Origin of the sequence: Polycladomyces subterraneus, assembly GCF_030433435.1 — a bacterium.
GTDB lineage: Bacteria > Bacillota > Bacilli > Thermoactinomycetales > JIR-001 > Polycladomyces > Polycladomyces subterraneus.
Genome location: NZ_JANRHH010000035.1, coordinates 86356 through 105428 on the forward strand (window position 1 = coordinate 86356; position 19073 = coordinate 105428).

18 protein-coding genes are annotated in these 19073 nt (G+C 52.4%); 5 read left to right on the forward strand and 13 right to left on the reverse strand.

What is annotated here, in order from left to right; translation table 11 throughout:
- Positions 1-55 precede the first annotated feature (55 nt).
- The 6 genes from NWF35_RS08895 to NWF35_RS08920 all read right to left on the reverse strand — a co-directional run bounded on the left by NWF35_RS08895 (position 56) and on the right by NWF35_RS08920 (position 6232).
- A complete protein-coding gene (locus tag NWF35_RS08895) occupies positions 56-457 on the reverse strand; it encodes an acyl-CoA thioesterase (protein ID WP_301238699.1) in 402 nt (133 codons plus the stop codon).
- A 154-nt stretch (positions 458-611) separates the two neighbouring features.
- Entirely contained in the window at positions 612-2027 is a 1416-nt protein-coding gene (gene lpdA / locus NWF35_RS08900; protein WP_301238700.1) for a dihydrolipoyl dehydrogenase, read from the reverse strand.
- Position 2028: 1 nt separating this feature from the next.
- Positions 2029-3288, reverse strand: a complete 1260-nt coding sequence (locus tag NWF35_RS08905) for a dihydrolipoamide acetyltransferase family protein (protein WP_301238701.1) — start codon at positions 3286-3288, stop codon at positions 2029-2031.
- 24 nt (positions 3289-3312) lie between these two features.
- Positions 3313-4293 carry an alpha-ketoacid dehydrogenase subunit beta gene (locus NWF35_RS08910; protein WP_301238702.1) on the reverse strand — a complete coding sequence of 327 codons (981 nt, stop codon included), beginning with the start codon at positions 4291-4293 and terminating at the stop codon, positions 3313-3315.
- Positions 4293-5375, reverse strand: coding sequence for a pyruvate dehydrogenase (acetyl-transferring) E1 component subunit alpha (gene pdhA / locus NWF35_RS08915; RefSeq protein ID WP_301238703.1), 1083 nt, complete (start codon positions 5373-5375; stop codon positions 4293-4295). Before pdhA ends, NWF35_RS08910 begins: the two co-directional genes overlap by 1 nt.
- Before the next feature lie 425 nt (positions 5376-5800).
- Positions 5801-6232: a ferritin-like domain-containing protein gene (locus NWF35_RS08920; RefSeq protein WP_301238704.1), complete on the reverse strand. Its 432-nt coding sequence runs from the start codon at positions 6230-6232 to the stop codon at positions 5801-5803.
- Between the two features lie 233 nt (positions 6233-6465).
- On the opposite strand from NWF35_RS08920, the gene mnmL reads away from it, so the two are divergent.
- Together mnmL and mnmM are read left to right on the forward strand one after the other, a co-directional pair.
- A complete protein-coding gene (mnmL, locus tag NWF35_RS08925; protein ID WP_301238705.1) occupies positions 6466-7455 on the forward strand; it encodes a tRNA modification radical SAM protein MnmL/YtqA in 990 nt (329 codons plus the stop codon).
- Positions 7452-8033: a tRNA 5-(aminomethyl)-2-thiouridylate-methyltransferase MnmM gene (gene mnmM / locus NWF35_RS08930; RefSeq protein ID WP_301238706.1), complete on the forward strand. Its 582-nt coding sequence runs from the start codon at positions 7452-7454 to the stop codon at positions 8031-8033. Before mnmL ends, mnmM begins: the two co-directional genes overlap by 4 nt.
- 26 nt (positions 8034-8059) lie before the next feature.
- Here mnmM and NWF35_RS08935 read toward each other — a convergent pair whose 3' ends face one another.
- Together NWF35_RS08935 and NWF35_RS08940 are read right to left on the reverse strand one after the other, a co-directional pair.
- On the reverse strand, positions 8060-9103 hold the full coding sequence (locus NWF35_RS08935; protein ID WP_301238707.1) for a sporulation protein: 1044 nt from the start codon (positions 9101-9103) through the stop codon (positions 8060-8062).
- 457 nt (positions 9104-9560) lie between these two features.
- Positions 9561-9938, reverse strand: a complete 378-nt coding sequence (locus NWF35_RS08940; RefSeq protein WP_301238708.1) for a S1 RNA-binding domain-containing protein — start codon at positions 9936-9938, stop codon at positions 9561-9563.
- A 251-nt stretch (positions 9939-10189) separates the two neighbouring features.
- Between NWF35_RS08940 and pckA the strand changes: the two genes are divergently transcribed.
- A complete protein-coding gene (gene pckA / locus NWF35_RS08945) occupies positions 10190-11770 on the forward strand; it encodes a phosphoenolpyruvate carboxykinase (ATP) (protein ID WP_301238709.1) in 1581 nt (526 codons plus the stop codon).
- Positions 11771-11808: 38 nt separating this feature from the next.
- On the opposite strand, the gene NWF35_RS08950 is transcribed toward pckA, so the two are convergent.
- The 4 genes from NWF35_RS08950 to NWF35_RS08965 are packed head-to-tail and all read right to left on the reverse strand — an operon-like array spanning position 11809 to position 15401.
- Entirely contained in the window at positions 11809-12258 is a 450-nt protein-coding gene (locus NWF35_RS08950; RefSeq protein WP_301238710.1) for a PTS sugar transporter subunit IIA, read from the reverse strand.
- Positions 12227-13639 (reverse strand): fructose-specific PTS transporter subunit EIIC, encoded by a 1413-nt coding sequence (locus NWF35_RS08955; protein WP_301238711.1) that lies wholly within the window; start codon positions 13637-13639, stop codon positions 12227-12229. The genes NWF35_RS08950 and NWF35_RS08955 overlap by 32 nt, the downstream gene beginning before the upstream one ends.
- A 17-nt stretch (positions 13640-13656) precedes the next feature.
- On the reverse strand, positions 13657-14604 hold the full coding sequence (gene pfkB / locus NWF35_RS08960) for a 1-phosphofructokinase (RefSeq protein WP_301238712.1): 948 nt from the start codon (positions 14602-14604) through the stop codon (positions 13657-13659).
- Between the two features lie 35 nt (positions 14605-14639).
- The gene (locus tag NWF35_RS08965; protein ID WP_301238713.1) at positions 14640-15401 is read right to left on the reverse strand and encodes a DeoR/GlpR family DNA-binding transcription regulator; all 762 of its coding nucleotides are present in this window, start codon (positions 15399-15401) and stop codon (positions 14640-14642) included.
- Between the two features lie 108 nt (positions 15402-15509).
- Between NWF35_RS08965 and udk the strand changes: the two genes are divergently transcribed.
- Both udk and NWF35_RS08975 read left to right on the forward strand, forming a co-directional pair.
- A complete protein-coding gene (gene udk, locus NWF35_RS08970) occupies positions 15510-16238 on the forward strand; it encodes a uridine kinase (RefSeq protein WP_363321590.1) in 729 nt (242 codons plus the stop codon).
- Positions 16239-16843: 605 nt separating this feature from the next.
- Positions 16844-17674: a mechanosensitive ion channel family protein gene (locus NWF35_RS08975; RefSeq protein ID WP_301238715.1), complete on the forward strand. Its 831-nt coding sequence runs from the start codon at positions 16844-16846 to the stop codon at positions 17672-17674.
- Between the two features lie 238 nt (positions 17675-17912).
- Here the strand turns inward: NWF35_RS08975 and NWF35_RS08980 are convergent, their stop codons facing one another.
- Complete coding sequence (locus tag NWF35_RS08980) at positions 17913-18764, reverse strand: COG4705 family protein (RefSeq protein ID WP_301238716.1); 852 nt, start codon at positions 18762-18764, stop codon at positions 17913-17915.
- Between the last annotated feature and the right edge of the window lie 309 nt (positions 18765-19073).

Consider the following 19073-nt stretch of genomic DNA (forward strand, 5'->3'; position numbering starts at 1 on the left):
AAATCCATGGACAGTGTTCTCCTGTCCCTGCTGCTTATCTTGGATTTTTACTGGATTATCGGGATTCCCGGAAATACGCAGCCAATTTTTCGGGAAGCGGAACGCTTTTCCGCTCCTCCAAATCGATGGTGACGCTGGTCACCAGAGCGTCAGCGACGCGTTCCCCTTTCTCGTTGTCGATAACTTGTTCCAGCACGAAACTGGAGCGCCCCCGTCGCACAGGACGCGTGGTGATGGTCAGTTTTTCACCTAATGTAGCTTCTTTGCGATAGTTGATTTCAATCCGGACGGTGACGGTCCCGATCCCCATCCGGGTAAACTCTTCAAACGGCAATTGGGCGCGATTGTACCATTCTTCACGTCCCCATTCCAAATACTCCAGATACTTGGCATTATTGACATGGCCCATCACGTCGATTTCCGTCGAACGGACTTCGATTTGAATTGAGACTTCCATCCACTCACCCCTCTTTTGCTATACCCGTTTTTTCGACAAAGTCTGTCGATTTCCTTCGTTGAAATAAGAAAAACCCGGACACCGGTTGATTGCTGACAATCTACCGGTGTCCGGGACGTTCCAGACGCAACCTTTTTCGTTTGAATACCGAACATCACTTGTTGACCATGTGAATCGCATGACCCAACACGCCTTCTGCCGCTTCCATGAGCGCTTCAGGCAAGGTCGGGTGAGCATGGATGGTCAGGCTCAGATCCTCTGCATTGGCTCCCATCTCGATGGCCAGCACCGCTTCGGCAATCAGGCTGGAAGCTTCCGGACCCACGATCTGCACACCCAGAAGCTGCTTGGTCTCTTTGTCGGCGATGACTTGGATGAATCCATCCGCTTTATCCATCGACAGCGCCCGTCCGTTGGCCTGGAAGGCGAACCGGCTGACGACCGGATCGTAACCTTGTTCTTTGGCCTCTTTCTCGCTCAAACCGGTGTAGGCGATTTCCGGATCGCTGAAGATGACGAACGGCATCGCCACATAATCCACTTCGCTCGGTTGACCGGCGATGACCTCGGCTGCCACTTTTCCTTCGTAGCTGGCTTTGTGCGCCAGAAGTGCGCCGCCTGCCACGTCACCGATGGCAAAGATGTTGGGATTGGAAGTGCGCAGTTGTTTGTCCACTTTGATAAACCCGCGCTCATCCAGTTCCACACCGGCTTGATCCAAACCGAGCTCGTCGGTGTTGGGTTTGCGGCCCACGGCCACCAGTACGTAGTCGGCGGTGAAGGTTTTTTCTTCGCCGCCCACTTCGGCGGTGACGATGACTTCGTCGCCTTCTCTTTTACCGGAGGTAACTTTCGCTTTGGTGTGGACTGTGACACCAAGCTTCTTCAGATTGCGGGACACCATCCGCACCATGGCCTGATCCACACCGGGCAGGATGTTGTCGGCACCTTCCAGGATGGTGACTTCGCTGCCCAATTTTCTGTAGGCCGTTCCCAGCTCCAGACCGATATAGCCGCCGCCGATCACCAGAAGGCGCTTCGGCACTTCCTGCAGGTTGAGCGCTTCAGTCGAGGAGAGGATGCGCTCACCGTCAAATTTGAGGAACGGCAGCTCGGCCGGACGGGAACCGGTTGCCACAATACAGGCTTTGAACTCATAGGTTTGGCTGGCATTTTCCGTCGCGATTTTGACGGAGTTTTTGCCGCTGAAATAGGCTTCCCCTTTGATCACTTCCACCTTGTTGCCTTTGAGCAACGTGGAAACGCCGCCGGTCAGCTTCTTCACGACGCCGTTTTTCCACTCCATCAGGCGGGAGAGATCCACGGAGACACCTTCGACATCGACCCCCATTTTCTTGGCATCCTTGATCATCGTCAGATGCTCCGCCGCGCTGATGATCGCCTTGGACGGAATGCATCCGCGATTGAGGCAGACACCGCCCAATTCCGCCTTATCGACCAACGTTACTTTACGTCCCAGCTGAGCGGCCCGGATGGCGGCCACATAGCCGCCGGGACCGCCGCCGATGACCAACACGTCGACTTCGTTCGCGAAATCTCCTACTACCATCTTATCTCATCTCCATCATCAAGAGATTCGGGTTTTCCAGCAACTCTTTCACCCGGTTCATGAAGCGCGCCGCCACGTCGCCGTCGATCAAACGATGGTCAATGCTGAGCGAGATCGCCATCATCGGACGGATGACCACTTCGCCATTACGCGCCACCGGTTTTTCAGTGATGGTTCCTACGCCCAAAATGGCCACTTCCGGATAGTTGATGATCGGTGTAAAGAACTGGCCACCGAAGGAACCAATATTGGTGATGGTGAATGTGCTGCCTTTCAGCTCGTCCGGCGCCGCTTTGCGCGAACGGGTCCGTTCCACCAGCTCGGCGATTTCCTTCGCCAACTCGAAGATCGATTTTTGGTCTGCGTTTTTGACCACCGGCACGATGAGACCGTCGTCGGTTGCGGTTGCAATGCCCATGTGGTAATAGTGCTTGATGACGATCTCTTCTTTCTCCATATCGATCGACGCGTTCAACGTCGGGAATTCGCGCAGGGCCGCGATCAAGGCTTTGATGATGAAAGGCAGGTAGGTCAGCTTGATGCCGCGCTCTGCCGCTGCCTGTTTGGCCCATTTGCGCAGTTCCACCAGCTCGCCAGCGTCGATTTCGTTCATAATCGTTACATGCGGGGCAGTAAACTTGCTTTCCACCATCCGCTTGGCGATGGTTTTGCGCAAACCGCGCAACGGGATACGTTCTTCCGTACCCACCACCGGAGCCGCTTGCACCGGAGCTGCCGCTTGTTTTCCTTCTGCCGCCGGTTGCGCTTCGGCCTGCGGACCTTCCGCTGCTTTGCGCACATCTTCGGCAGTGATCCGTCCATTCGGACCGGTTCCGTTCACTTGGGTGATGTCCACACCCAATTCACGGGCCAATTTGCGGACGGACGGCATAGCCAACACACGTTTTTTCGGACCGGCTTGCTGCGGTTCCTGTTTGGCCGGAGCCGCTTGCGGTTGCTCCTGTTTGGGCTGTTCTTCGGCTTTTTCTTCCTTGGCCTCTTCTTGCTGCGCACCTTCGCCGCCTTCGGTTTCAAACACGGCGATCACCGTGCCAACCACGGCGATTTCTCCTTCTTTGACGCGCAGTTCCTTCACCGTCCCGGTTACCGGGGACGGGATTTCCACCACCGCTTTGTCGGTTTGCACTTCGGCGAACACGTCATCTTCCTTGACCTGATCGCCTTCCTTGACGTACAGTTTGACGATCTCACCTTCGTGGATGCCTTCACCCACGTCCGGCAGTTTAAATTCGTAGGCCACGGGCCTCGTTCCTCCCTTCTCAGATTAGAAATCCAAAACTTTGTCGATTGCCGTGCGAATCCGCGCCACCGAGGGCAACCATTCGTCTTCGAGCGAAGAGATCGGATACGGCGTGTCGAATCCGGTCACCCGCAACACAGGCGCTTCGAGGCTGAGGATCGCTTCTTCGTTGATCCGGGCGATGATTTCCGCACCAACGCCGGCCGTACCCACCGCTTCATGCACGACAACGACGCGTCCCGTTTTTTCCACCGAAGAGAGGATGGTCTCCATATCCATCGGAGCCAAGGTGCGAAGATCGATCACTTCGGCGGAGATACCCCGTTCCTGTTCCGCTTGCTCGGCCGCTTTCTGGGCCATCGGCACCATCGCACCCCAAGAGATCAGGGTGACATCGTTGCCTTCTTTCACCACATTGGCTTTGCCGATCGGTACGGTGTACTCGCCTTCCGGCACTTCCTGCTTCACCGAGCGATACAGGCGCATCGGCTCGAAGAACAGCACCGGATCAGGATCACGCATCGCCGAGATCAGGAGACCTTTGGCATCATACGGCGTGCTCGGGATGACCACTTTCAATCCCGGTTGATGCACGAACAACGCTTCCAAGCTGTCAGAGTGCATTTCCGGCGTTTTTACGCCCCCACCGTACGGAGAACGGATCACGAGCGGAACCTTGAAGCGCCCGCCGGAGCGGAAACGAAGCCGGGCCGCTTGCGAACAGATTTGGTCCATCGTTTCATAGACGAAACCGGAGAATTGGATTTCCGCCACCGGACGGAACCCGGTCGCTGCCAACGCCACAGCCGTTCCGATAATACCGGATTCGGCCAGCGGCGTGTCAAACACCCGGTTTTCGCCAAATTGCTGGTACAAACCTTCCGTCGCGCGGAAAACACCGCCGTTGACCCCGACGTCTTCCCCCATCACCAATACGCGCTCGTCCCGCTCCATCTCCACGCGCATGGCATCATTGATCGCTTTGATCATCGTCATCGTGGCCATTACTTCGTCTCCTCCTTCCAGCGCAGGTACGCCTCTTTCTGTTTCTTCAGATCCGGCGTCATGTCAGTGTAGACATACTCAAACAGGTCTGTAATCTGACCTTTGTCCATTTTCTCCACTTTCTTGATCGTTTCCGCGATCTGATCCAGCATTTCTTGTTCGATTTGTTTTTCCCATTCTTCGCTCCACAAACCTTTGTTTTGGAGATATTTGCGGAAGCGACGAATCGGTTCGCGTTTTTCCCAATCGGTTTCTTCTTCTTTTTTCCGATAACGAGCCGGATCGTCCCCTGCCATGGTGTGCGGTCCGAGACGGTACGTCACCGCTTCGATCAGAGTCGGGCCTTCCCCGTTGCGCCCACGGTCAGCTGCTTCTTTCACAGCTTTGTACACAGCGAGGATGTCGTTACCGTCGATGCGCACGCCATGAATGTCATAAGCCACCGCTTTTTGCGCGATGGTTTTGGATTTCATTTGTTTCTCCAGCGGCACACTGATGGCATAGTGGTTGTTTTGCACGAAGAAAATCGCCGGGGCGTTGTACACAGCCGCGAAGTTAAGCCCTTCGTGGAAGTCCCCTTGCGAGGTCGCACCGTCACCGAACAGCGCGATGGCCACTTTTTTCTCGCCTTTCAGGTTGAAGCCCCAAGCCGCACCGGCCGCGTGCAACACATGTGCCGCGATAATGATTTGCGGCGGGAACATGTTCACACCTTCCGGGATTTGGCCACTGCCTTTTTGTCCGCGAGAATAGAGGAACACTTGCTCCATCGGCAGACCGTGATACATGGCCGCCCCCATGTCACGATAGCTGGGGAAGAAAAAGTCGTCTTTGTTCAGCGCGGCCACGGAACCGATTTGGCAAGCCTCCTGTCCGGCCATGGGAGCATAGAAGCCCAGGCGGCCTTGCCGATTCAACTTGATGGCGCGTTGGTCAAACACGCGAAGACCGTACATCCAGCGGTACAGATCTTTCAATTCTTCATCGGACAATTCCGGCGGCTCTTGTCCTTCATTGATCTCGCCGTCCGGATTCAGGATCTGAAGCGTTTCAAATTCCTGCTTCAGTTCTGCCACGATCATTCACCTCGCTCCATTGGTTGCCCCCTGTTTTCAGGGATGATGATGCTTATGGACAGTTCAACGTATAGCGTTCCAATTTCTACCGAAACGCATTCCCTATCGAACGCATCAGGTATGAATCAGAACGCGCAGGTTGAAAGGAAATCAGACAATCCATCCGTCAGGATCACAAATTATTTCATCGATATCCTCGATGTGTTCCATCTAATATCCTAACACTTCGACATAAAAAATGCCAGTAATATAACTGGCATTTTGGCGAAAGAAATTATTCCCACAAACTACTGTATCACTAACTGTAACTATACTGTTATATATTATGAAGACGATTTGGTGGGTGTTGTATCACAAAGTGAGACCGTTTTCATTTTCGGCATTTGCACACGACTCACTGTACCGGACAGGAGAAGCTTGCACAACATCCCTCATCCCAATGGATCTTTCAACAAGCGCTCCAATTCCTCTTTATGTTTCGTCTCATCGGCGATCATGTCTTCCAACTGGATTTTCAAGCCGATCTCGCCCACTTTCTCCGCTTGGGAGATCCGTTCCGTATATCGGGAAATGGTCGCCTTCTCGGCATCCAATGCATGCTGGATCATTTCCCGCACACCTTGCATCCGTTTCACCTCTTTAGGTTCCACGACAGGCGTGCCACCCAACGCCACAATTTTTTCGGCCAAATAGCTGGCGTGTCCCAGTTCATCCTGCGCTTCCGATTCGAAGAACGGTTTCAGCACCGGACGGCTCAGACCGGATACCGCCGCTGCATTGTGCGTGTACTGGATCACCGCAGCATATTCATAAGCCAAATCTTCGTTTAATCCATCAATTAAATCTTGCATATCCTTGTCCATCATCGGAACTCCTTTTTCCCATCAAGATATTTCTTATGGTACCAATGTACCCATTTCATGAAAAATAAAACATGGCTCCATTGTTACAATTCACGATGGGAACCATGGATGTTCGATCAAGCACACACAAATGTTGTATAATAGTGGGCAGACGTCAGGGCGAATTTGTTCATCGTTTCATGAGAAGGATGACCAATGGAAAAAGGTGCCCTGAACAAGTGGAGATGATCACAATGAAAACGATACAACCCGAAGAAACCCCACTGATGTGGGGGGACAAACGATATAACAGCTGGAACTATCATCTGCGCCAAACCTTTGGTGAAAAGGTATTCAAAGTGCCACTCGACGGCGGTTTTACCTGTCCCAACCGGGACGGCACTGTGGCGATAGGCGGATGTACGTTTTGTAGCGCTCGCGGTTCCGGTGATTTCGCCGGCAATCGGCGAGACAGCCTCGTGCAACAATTTGAAGAAGTCAAGGAACGCATGCACCGGAAATGGCCACAAGCCAAATACCTGGCCTATTTCCAGGCCTTCAGCAACACGTATGCCCCGGTCGACGTGTTGCGGCAGATGTACGAGACGGCATTGGAACAGGAAGGTGTGGTGGGTTTAGCCATCGCCACACGGCCCGATTGTTTGCCGGGCGATGTGGTGGAGCTGTTGGCCGAGCTGAATGAACGTACGTATCTTTGGGTGGAGCTGGGCCTGCAAACCATCCACGAAGAGACCTCGCGACTGGTCAACAGAGGGCACGATTTCCAATGTTTCCTGGACGGTGTGGAAAAATTGCGCCGTCACAATATCCGCACATGCGCCCACATCATTTACGGCCTTCCCGGCGAAACGGAAGACATGATGATGGAGACGGCCAAAGCATGTGCGGAAATGGACATTCAGGGCATCAAGATCCATCTGTTGCACTTGCTCAAAAACACGCCGATGGTGAAACAGTATGAAGCCGGTCTGCTTCGCTTCCTGGACAAGGAAACATACGTGAAATTGGTGGTGGACACACTGGAAATCCTTCCACCGGACATGATTATCCACCGGTTGACGGGAGACGGACCGCCCGACCTGTTGATCGGACCGTTGTGGAGCTTGAAGAAGTGGGAAGTGCTCAACGCCATCGATGATGAACTAAAACGTCGAAATTCCTGGCAAGGGAAGCGGTGGTCATCCTCACGCTCGGAGCTGATGCGAAGCGGGGGAAGGAGATGATTGTCCCCGGTGTCCTCTCTTTTTCCCATGCATTGGTCCGACAAGCGGTTGATGAAGGTGGGATCGCCATCGACGCCACTGCCGGCAACGGACACGATACGCAATTTTTGGCGGAATGCGTCGGTCCAGCAGGGAAAGTGTACGCGTTCGACATCCAGCAGGAGGCGCTCGCACGCACGAAGCAGCGCCTGAATGAACAGGGCATCGCCAATCGCGTCGCGCTGATTCATGCTGGACACCATGAGATGGATCGGCATTTACCCGAAGAGATTCGTGGAAAGCTGCAAGCCGTGATGTTCAACCTAGGATATCTGCCGCACGGCGATCCTACCATCATCACCCGACCAGAAACCACGCTTCCCGCTTTAAAGACGTCCGCCGTCTGGTTGGCCCCGGGGGGCGTTCTTTCCGTCGTTTTGTACACCGGACACCCCGGCGGACAAGAGGAAGCGGAACACGTGTTGCAATGGGCCCAGTCTCTCTCTTCGCAGACGTTTCAAGTGATGCATTATCGACTGCTCAATCGAAAACAGGCACCTTCGCTGGTTCTGGTGGAAAAACGAAAATCGGCCGCCTGACAAGGCGGCCTTTTTACATACCACGATCAATCGTCACCGAAATCATCGCCGATGTCGTCCAAGAAATTTTCCGCATCATCGACCCAATCTTTCACTTGATCCTCCACTTGATTCACCCAATCAGCAATGCCGCCGTCATTGTCAGTGATGCTCTCCACCGCGTCATCCAACAATTCGCCGGCAATCATCCCACCAAGCATACCTGCGGCAAATCCACCGATTCCGCCGCTGAAATGTCCATGGTGTCCGTGACCGTGCCATCCGTGGGATGGATGTCCGTAGGTACCGTGTCCATGCCATCCGTGTCCGGATGGGATCCCGTGACCGTGCGTGTAGTGTCCCGTGTGATGACCAGCAACACCGGTTGCCGCCATTTCTTCTAATGTATGACGCAATTGCTCGGTCAAAAGGGTCGGTTGATCCAACACCTCGTTGGTTACATACCATTCCCGTCGAATCTCCCTCTCGTGACCGTAGCTGTGACATTCCATTTCCAACCACAATCGAATGCCGTGATCATCAATGGCTGCCGTAAATTCGACTTCCTTGACCCGATCATGCAAAAACGCGGTCGGGAAGAACTCGAACTCCTGTACATACCCGTTGAACGAACGGGAACCGTGTTTTTCGCGGAACCCCAGCTCAGCAAACGCTTGGAGCAATCGAGCCAACCGGGCGGGAGGCACCACTTGGATGGGGTCGCTATCCAATGAGTCCGCTCCTTGCGCAATGTCCAAAGTGGTGTGAAACACGTAGGAAACCCCGTGACCGGACAAAGGGAGGTTATACGGCAGGCGGAACGTGAACGGATACTCTTTCACCTCGCGGGCACCGATCACAAATGATGTGGGGAACGGAATCCGGGTCACCCGACGGGTATGTTGACGCTGATGCGCCCACAAGTGTAATACGAGATCCACATGGATGCCGTTGATTTTCTGCTCTACCTCTCCTCCGTGGATGATCAACCGCCCACGCACCTCATCACCAAGCGCATAACAGTCTTTTTCCAACACCAGATCGACACGGGCGGAACCGTGCCCCAGCTTGGCCAGCAAATGTTTCCACATCGCGAACCAACCTCCCATATGTTTCTTTCTCGATTGTACAACAATTTATGCTGGACGTTCCTCCGAAACAAGTGAGAGTATTTCAAGATCACTCTTCCCATCTTCCCATCCGAATCCAATGTCTTTCCATTTGGTTGAGAGATACTCCCTCCACTTTTCGTTTTCAGCATTTCATGCAGATGCAATAACTTTTTCGAGCGTTCCAACCCACCAAATCCCAGCGATGCAAGCAGATGCGTATCCCCATTCTCTTTTCCCGCCGGCCATTTTTCATACACCCTCCATTCACTACGCGATGCTAGCGGCATTGTCTCCAGGTGAAACGATGTACAAACCACCCCGTTTGCCGGTCAAAGCGCTTTCATCCTCACGAAAATGGTAAGCATTTCCATGCGACATCATAAAAAAACATCTCCCGTATGGGAAGATGTTTTTGTCTGAAAACGTATCGCTTGTTTCAGCGACCTCTTTTTTGTTTAGCGGCCAAAGCACTGAGTCGTTCCTCACTGCTTTTGAGCCACTTTTTCATCATGTCTTCAAAATCTGTGGGGCCATTGCGACGTCCGGAGCTGCGCCGATCGCCACGGTTGGGACGGTCATCGCTGAGCGCTTTAATCGAAAGGGAGATTTTCCCGGACGGATCGACGGAAAGCACTTTGGCTTTGACCGTATCGCCCACCTGCAATTCGTCCTCTACTTTTTCCACGTATTTCGTGGAGATTTGCGAAATGTGTACCAGACCCGTCTCTCCAGACTCCAATTTGACGAATGCCCCGAAAGGTTTAATTGCGACTACTTCTCCGCTGACGACGGATCCTTCCGTTACCTGGCTCATTCAAACACTCCCGAAATGATATTCATTCTGTACGAAAATACCATTTATTTGTGCGTAAGTCAATGGTTAATCCACCCAATGGCGCTGGTTACTTTCCCACACTCCGTTCCCATACATTCATTCCTTTGTTAATAAGGATAACATGTTTTCCGTTTCCCTGCAATTTCATTCACCTTTTTACGGTTAATATGCTATACTTTTTTAACGAGCCATCGTGTAACCAGAACAGATTATTCAGGAAGGAAGGATTTATGACGATGCAAACCGGAGTCCAAGAGGGGATAATATTGAATCTGAACGGAACCGTTCACCGTCAATTGCCGGTGGCGGCTTTAATTGAGCAAGCGATCGTGCGAAAAGAAGCCTTATTGGCCGCAAACGGTGCTCTGCTGGCAACAACGGGCAAATACACCGGTCGATCGCCCAAAGATAAATACATTGTAGATGAGCCAACCGTCTCTGATCGCATCGACTGGGGGCCCGTCAACCAACCGATGAAACGAGAAGTGTTTGAACGCCTGTATAAACGTGTGCGGGAATACCTGCGCAACAGGGAAGTGTTTGTGTTTGATGGTTATGCGGGAGCCGACCCCTCCCACCGCCTTGCCATTCGCGTCATCACAGAATATGCATGGCATAACCTTTTTGCCCATCAGTTGTTCGTTCGTCCTGCAGAAAAGGAATTATCCAATCACACACCTTCATTCACCGTCATATCGGTGCCTGGGTTCCAAGCGGTTCCCGAACGAGATGGAACGCGATCGGAGACATTTATCATCATCAGTTTTGAACATCGGGTCGTGTTGATCGGCGGCACCCGGTATGCCGGGGAAATGAAAAAATCCATCTTCAGCGTCATGAATTACCTGTTGCCGGAAAAAGGTGTCCTCCCTATGCACTGCTCCGCCAACGTGGGGCATCACGGGGACGTCGCCCTTTTCTTTGGACTCTCGGGCACGGGGAAGACCACATTGTCCGCCGATCCGGAGCGTCGCCTGATCGGAGATGATGAGCACGGCTGGTCGGATACGGGCATCTTTAATATCGAAGGCGGTTGTTACGCCAAATGTATCGGACTGTCTCAGGAAAAAGAACCGCAAATCTGGAACGCGATCCGATTCGGTTCCGTGTTGGAAAACGTAGTGTTGGACGACAACCGGCGACCGGATTATGATGATGGTTCGTTGACAGAAAACACCCGTGCCGCCTACCCGGTCGATCATATCCCGAACGCGGTGATTCCCGGCATCGCCGGTCATCCGAATGTGATACTGTTTTTGACGGCGGATGCGTTCGGTGTGTTGCCACCCATCTCTCGGTTAACTACAGAACAAGCGATGTATCATTTCCTGTCAGGTTACACCAGCAAACTGGCCGGCACTGAACGCGGCGTCACGGAACCGGAAGCGACCTTCTCCGCGTGTTTCGGCGCGCCTTTCCTCCCACGTCCCGCACGGGAGTACGCGGAAATGTTGGGAGAAAAAATTGCCCGGCATCAAGTTCGCGTCTATCTGGTCAACACCGGCTGGACCGGCGGTCCGTATGGCGTGGGTAAACGAATGAACCTCGCCTACACGCGGTCCATGGTACGGGCGGCCATCGACGGGCGCCTGGAGGAGAGCACTTTCAGTATCGACCCTATCTTCAAAGTGGCGGTGCCGGACACGTGTCCGGACGTTCCGAGCGACATCCTGAAGCCACGCAGCACTTGGTCTGACCCCGAAGCCTATGATCGGCAAGCCCGCGAGCTGGTGCGGCGGTTTCAGGAGAATTTCAGCCGGTTCAAGGATGTTCCCGAGTCGATCCGCATTGCAGGGCCGACCATGGAGTGAAAACAGGACCGCCCTTCTTCCGGGCGGTCCTGTTCACCTCATGACGCCAATGCGTCAAGGATCTGTTCCTTAGTCTCGGCCTGCATCAATCGATCCCGAACCTCGGCATGCATCAGTTTTCGCGATAACGCTGCCAGAATCTGCAGATGTTCGTTGCCCGCCTGCTCTTGAGGGACGGCGATCAGAAAGACGAGTCGCACCGTATCCGCTTGATCGGCATTCCAGTAAATTGACTCGGACAACCGGGCAAATGCCACCGCCGGCTGTGTAACGGATGCGGATTTAGCGTGGGGAATGGCAACATCGAATCCGATCGCCGTAGAGCCCATCTTCTCCCGCTCTTCCACATCCTGCAGGTAACCCTCGACGTCGGTGATCACACCCTGTTGTTTCAGACGATCGGACAATTGCTGGATTACCTCTTCCCGTGTAGACGCTTCCAAAGACAACATCATGCTATCGGGTTTGATCACTGTTTTGAGATCCATTTTCGTTTCCTCCTTGCTCTGTCGGCTTGCGCTTCAACCATGTCACCAGCAACGCCGTCACCACTGTTCCGATGGCAATGGCCAACACATAATAGCCCAATCGCTCCACCGCGTGCGGGATGGCCAACACGAACACGCCACCATGCGGTGCGCGAAGTGCGCATCCCCACACCATCGACAACGCCCCTGTCACAGCGGAACCGATCATCAACGAAGGGATCACGCGAATCGGGTCAGCTGCCGCAAAAGGGATGGCACCTTCGGTGATAAAGGAAAGGCCCAGGATTCCGGCTGCTTTACCCGCTTCCCGCTCTTCTTCACTAAACTTGCTTTTGGCTATCAATGTTGCCAACCACAAGCCCAACGGGGGCACCATACCCGCGGCCATCGTTGCCGCCATCGGTCCGTACACCTGCGATCCCAGCAGGCCGACGCTGAACGTATAAGCGGCCTTGTTGACGGGACCACCCATATCAAACGCCATCATCGCTCCGAGCACGAGACCCAACCAAACGGCATTGGCAGTGCCCAGCGATTGCAGCCATGCGGTCATGGCCGTCATGATGTTTTTGATTGGCGCACCGATCACGTAGATCATCAGCAACCCCACGATCAAGGATGAGAGAAACGGAATGATCACAATGGGCTTCAACCGTTCCAGTGCCTTGGGCAGAGGCAACCAGGTTTTGATCCCCTGTGCCACATATCCCGCTAAAAACCCGGCCACGATCCCGCCGAGAAAACCGGCTCCCAGTTTGGACGCCAGCATCCCGCCGATCAATCCCGGCGCCAGACCCGCCTTGTCGGCGATCGAGTACGCGATGTAACCAGACAACACCGGTACCATTAGGGCAAAGGCGGTGCCTCCGCCAATGTCCATCAGCGCTGCTGCCAACGTACCCTTTTGTTCAAACGCTTTGATTCCGAACACGAACGACAGTGCGATCATCAACCCGCCTGCCACCACCAGCGGAATCATGAACGACACGCCGTTCATCAGGTGGCGGTATGGCCCCGACCGTTGGGCTTCCTTGCTCTCTTCCTTTTTTGGAGTGGGACGGGCTTCCGCTTCCCTCGGGGATTGGGCCAACGCCCGCTCGATCACGTCATTCGCCTTTTTGATCGCTTCACCGAGCGGCACGCGCACCACCGGTTTCCCCGCGAAGCGTTCCTCCTCCACATCCACATCCGCCGAAATGATCACGGCGTGAGCTTCCTGAATCTCTTCCTCGGTCAGCCGGTTTTCCACTCCCGTCGCACCGCGCGTTTCCACTTTGAGCGAAACGCCGTGTTGCTTGGCCGCCTGTTGCAACGCCTCCGCAGCCATAAACGTATGTGCAATCCCGGTGGGACATCCGGTGACGGCAACCAATCGTTTCATTACCTGTTCTCCTCCTCTCATCCGCTGCACGATACCCGCTCCAGATGAATCTGTCGACTCATAGCGACGGTTTCCTCCCAACTGCACAACTCGGTTCCGGCGTGAGCGGCGGTAACCGTGCCGGCCGCCGTCGCTAACCGCGCCACTTCTTCTTCACTTTTTCCTTGCAGCCATCCCCAGACCAGAGCCGCCATCATCGAATCACCCGATCCTACAGGGCTTTTGGCTTCAATACGCGGAGGAATGGTACGAATCGTTTTCGTTTCCGTCATCAGCCATGCCCCATTGGCACCATCAGACACCTCTACCCAACGAATCCCGATGTCCAGCAAACGACGACCCGCTTCCAACACTTTCTCCTCTGTGTCCAACAGGGCCCCGACATACCCTTCCAACTCGCGACGATTGGGTTTCACCGCAAAGGGTACCGCGTCCACCCCCAGTTTGAACGGCACACCCTCCGCATCCAGGAAAGCCTTTACATTTTTGCGCTTTGCCATTTTGATGCAATCGCGATACAACTCGTTCGGAGCACCGGTCGGCAAACTTCCTGACAACACCACCACCTTTGCTCGATCCAGCAGACGATCAAACAACTGGATGAAAGCGCCTACATCTTTGGCATCAACTTGGAAACCCGGCGCGTTCAGATCCGTCATCCGTTGTGGCTTCGTCTCGGCAATTTTGCAATTGATACGAGTGACGGCATCTACCGGGACAAACTGATGCAAAATCCCCATACGATCCAGGGCATTGACAACAAAATCGCCATTGGCTGTCCCAATCCACCCAGTCGCCATCACATCTGTTTGCCATCCCTTGAGCACACGCGCCACATTGATTCCTTTACCTCCCGGATCCATCCTGACCTTTTGCCCTCTGTTCACCTCACCGGGCCGCAACACATCCACTTCGACTGTCTGATCAATCGCCGGGTTGCAGGTTACGGTTAGCACTTCGTACATAACAACGGCTCCTTTGGCAATGTTGGATTGTCTGATCACACCGTGATCACACGCACGCCTTTTTCCCGTATCCGTTCAACCAACACCTCCGGCACTCCCGTGTCCGTGATCCACACATCCACCGCTTCTACAGGGGCAAATTGGGCGAACGTCACTTTCCCCGCCTTATCGGAATCACTCAGTAATACCACCTGCTTTGCCGAACGGATCATCGCTTTTTTCACCTGGGCTTCCAACAGATGAGGTGTGGTCAATCCTGCATCCGGGTCCACCCCGTTGGTACCGATGAACGCTTTGTCCACCCGGATCGTTTCCAACGTCTGCTCCGCGACGGGGCCGACCATGGACTGGGTCGTGCCACGAACTATCCCGCCCACGCAGAGAAGTTCGATAGAGGAGAGGCCGGACAGCTCGCGTATCACGAACACTGAATTCGTCACAACCGTCAATTGATGAAATTGGGTCAACTCCCTTGCAAGCGCCCAAGTGGTCGTTCCGGCATCCAACAGCACCGTTTCTCCTTCGCGAATCATGCTCGCGGCTCTAATGGCGATGCGCCGTTTTTCCTCGCGGTATTGATCCTCCTTTTCCTGAAAGGAGGGTTCAAATCCCACGCGTTCCAGTGAAATGGCACCGCCGTGGGTGCGTTTGAGCAGACCAGCGTCTTCCAGCTCCTTCAGATCGCGCCGGATTGTTGCCGGGGAAACGCCGAAGCGCTTACATAGTTCGGAAACGGATGCGCGCTTGTGCTTATGCAAATAGGAAAGGATTTGCATTTGTCGTTCTTCTGTAAACATGATGACCCTCATTTACGATCGATCATTTGCGATCGTTTGTGATCAATAGTGATTATATATGATTTTATTCCCTTTTTTCAATCAAAATTTTTTCTGGTAATTCGGCCCATGCCATCGGTCTTTGGCTGCCTCCATCTTGAAAAATGGGACGTAACCTGCTATCATCAGCGGAGGTTTGTGTGTTGCGGAATATGGATCAAGGAAGGGTATGCGAATATGAAGCGACCTGTTGTCATCGGAGTGGCCGGTGGGAGCGGTTCCGGCAAAACGACGATCGCGCGCAAACTGTACGAGCAATTTGCCGATTCGGTCGTCATGATCGAACAGGATGCATATTATCGGGATCAGTCTCATCTTCCCCTAGAAGAACGGATCAAAACCAACTACGACCATCCGCTCGCGTTTGACAACGATTTGTTGATCGAGCATCTGAACAAGCTACTGAACTACGAACCCATTCACAAGCCTGTCTACGACTACAAATTACACACCCGTTCCGACGAAACCGTGTACCTTGAGCCCAAGGACGTCATTATTTTGGAAGGGATTTTGATTTTGGAGGATGAACGGTTACGCGAACTGATGGATATCAAGGTGTTTGTTGACACCGACGCCGATGTTCGGATTCTCCGCCGAATGGAACGGGACATCAAAGAGCGCGGGCGCACGTTGGAATCCGTCATCCATCAATACCTCACCGTTGTACGTCCGATGCATCTGCAATTCATCGAGCCCAGCAAACGGTACGCCGACCTGATCATCCCCGAAGGCGGATACAACCAAGTCGCCATTAATCTGCTGGTGAACCAGATCCGTACCTATTTGCAGGAACAATAAACAATGAGACGACCACTAAACAAACCCGGCCCATTGAGGGGTCGGGTTTGTTTGTTTGTTGTGAAAAGTGGATTGCTCCATCGGGACCAGTATTACGGATTATCACTGTGCCTTGGTTATTGATCAGTTATCCAGATGGCGAGATCATGTATGGGTATTCATTTTTCAGTATAACGACCAATCAAAGATGATAGACCCAGCGATCCATTTCTTAGGTTTCTTTGTGAGTAGCATCGAATCCACTTTTTTTCTGCTGTCTTCGAGAACAGGGGTCGGAATAATCTGATAGCGAATGCAATTCCCATGGGTAACAGGGATCAAATCATCCAAGTAGCCCAGAATCTTAATAAATCAGGTACTAATTCACTGGAGTAGGCTCTTAAGACCTCATTAGTTCGCTCCGTCGATGGCCTGCTATTCTCTTTAGGAGCATTGTTGAACTGTTTGATTGATGAAAAGTCTCAATGGCAAGATATCTTAAGCACAAGCGGTTCATGCAAATTATGATTGATAAATTGATGGTTTGGATATAACTTTTAGCAAAAACATACACACCTTTTTCACTGTTTAGCAAATCTGTCTGATGTTAAAGGAGAGATCTTTCATTGGAATCTGGATTAAAAGATATTAATCCATGGCGTAGAATTGCCATCGTAACAGTTATCCTTGTTGTGTTATCAATTATCTTTGACCTGGCCCACGATATCTCTGTAACGAATTTTGTTCCTGTACAGTATCGTCCATTTGTAAAATGGGGGATCGTTATTTTATGGTTTATCATTGGGGTATGGTTATTGAAACATCTGAATTATATTCTGATGAACACCCCTTTGAGTAGACATGTTGATCCTCGTACTTCAAGGCTGATAAGTCGCTTCGTGACCGCAATCGGTTATATATTTATTGTCATTGTGGGTTTGAGCCTGCTCCACATCAACCTCAGCAACATCTTAGTGGGAGGTGCTGTGACGGGTGTCATTGTAGGGATTGCAGCTCAGTCTACGTTATCAAATCTTTTTGCGGGAATTGTTCTGTTAACCGTTCGTCCATTTTCCGTGGGTCAGTTTATTACTTTGCGAACCTACCTATTTGGTGGTATTGAATACCGAGGGACTGTGATTGACGTAAATTGGTATTATACCGTGTTAATCGACAAGGATCAGAAACGAATCCTACCCAATTCTTCTGTAATTGTTTCAGCAATTACCCTTAACCCACAGGAAAGAAAACAAGTCTATATTGTTCCCATTCCCTATTCCGTCTCACAAAAAGAAGTAAAAGAAGCTTTATCTGCCGATACGGATGGCCGAGCCATGATAAACATACGGGAGTTCATGACAGATGCCTACAACCTCGAAATCCATCTCCCGAGTGACATGGATCCGGACCTTATTCGAAAAACCTTGGCCAAATATAGACAGAAGCATAGTCTTTAATAGACTGCTTCTATTTTACGCACACACGGCTGAATCCGTGGGTTTCTTGAGTTGGTTCGTCCCAGTCCGTTTCCGTTTCGGACAACGCCCAAACTCAGGGGGTCATCAACCCAACCCATGCATTCTACAGCTCTTACCGTAAAACCTAAATGATTAGATATTTAAAAAGGGTTCAGCAACAGTAGCTGAACCCTTTTTCTTAAGTCGCTCTCTTGCCGCCCCCCCATGATGCCTCAATTCATGGCGAAACTTGCTCTCCATGTGTGACAGACGACTCCTCAGCTGATCTCGGAAGCGGGATCTCGTCTCTTCTCGTCTTGGTCAGGTAGATTACTAAGCTCAAGATCGTTACGAGGAAGATCGCGCTGGTTCCCACTGTACCCAGACCAAGGCCGCCCTCATCGCGTGGCTGTGACAGGTAGTCGCCTAGAGAAGCGCCAAGAGGGCGAGTCAAGATGTAGACAATCCAGAAGGCAAGCACTGCATTCAGCTTGAAGCGATAGTAGGCGATGGTCACCACCCCAATCAGTGCGGCGAACATGAGCGCCGACTTCCAGTAACCCAAGTTGAGACTCTCTGCTGTGAGGTCACCGGCTGAAGTTCCCAAGGCGAAGGTGAACAGGATCGCCGACCAGTAGAACGCTTCCCGCTTGGTTGTGTAAATAGAATGGATGGACAGTGTCTTCTCACTCGCGTACCAAGCCACAAAGGTCACCAGCAGCACGAGGGTGAAGGTGATGGTAGTCGTCTCCAGAGTGACCCCGAAGTTGTCCACGAGGTTGTCGCTGACCAGCGTACCGACAACGCTAATCAGCACGACCGCCAGCCAGTAGATCCCTGGCACGTACTTCCTCGACCTGAACTGGAGGAACAGCGTGATGAGCAATAGGCCACACATGACAAAGGTCGTGTTGGTCAAGCCCAAGTTCAGCTTAAAGTTAAGGAAGTCTGCAGCCGTCTCGCCCACCGTGGTTGACAAGATCTTGATGATCCAGAAGAAGATCGTAACTTCTGGAACCTTGTTCAACATCTGCCGACCTCCTGGTGATGCTCCCGCGGCTTCATCAGAAAAGTATGAATAATTTTCCATATCCAGCAACACCCCTCAAATTTTATCAACTACAAATTCAAACTTACACTATTTACATGAAAGTCCAATGAATGTCCAATGAAAATCTAATAAGACAAGACGTCGTCAGCGTAAAGAGTGTAAAGCAGCGAAGCGAAAATTTGTAGTGGTGTTAGGTGAGAAGCTTAAGCTTTTCCTTGATTTGCCCCTGACTCACCTGGGTATAGGAGCGGTCGTCTGAATTGCCGACATTCCTTGCTTTGTGATGTGAAACCACTTAATCGTCGAGGGGCGTTGATGGTCATCCTGTATGAGTTGGGGATGGCCCTC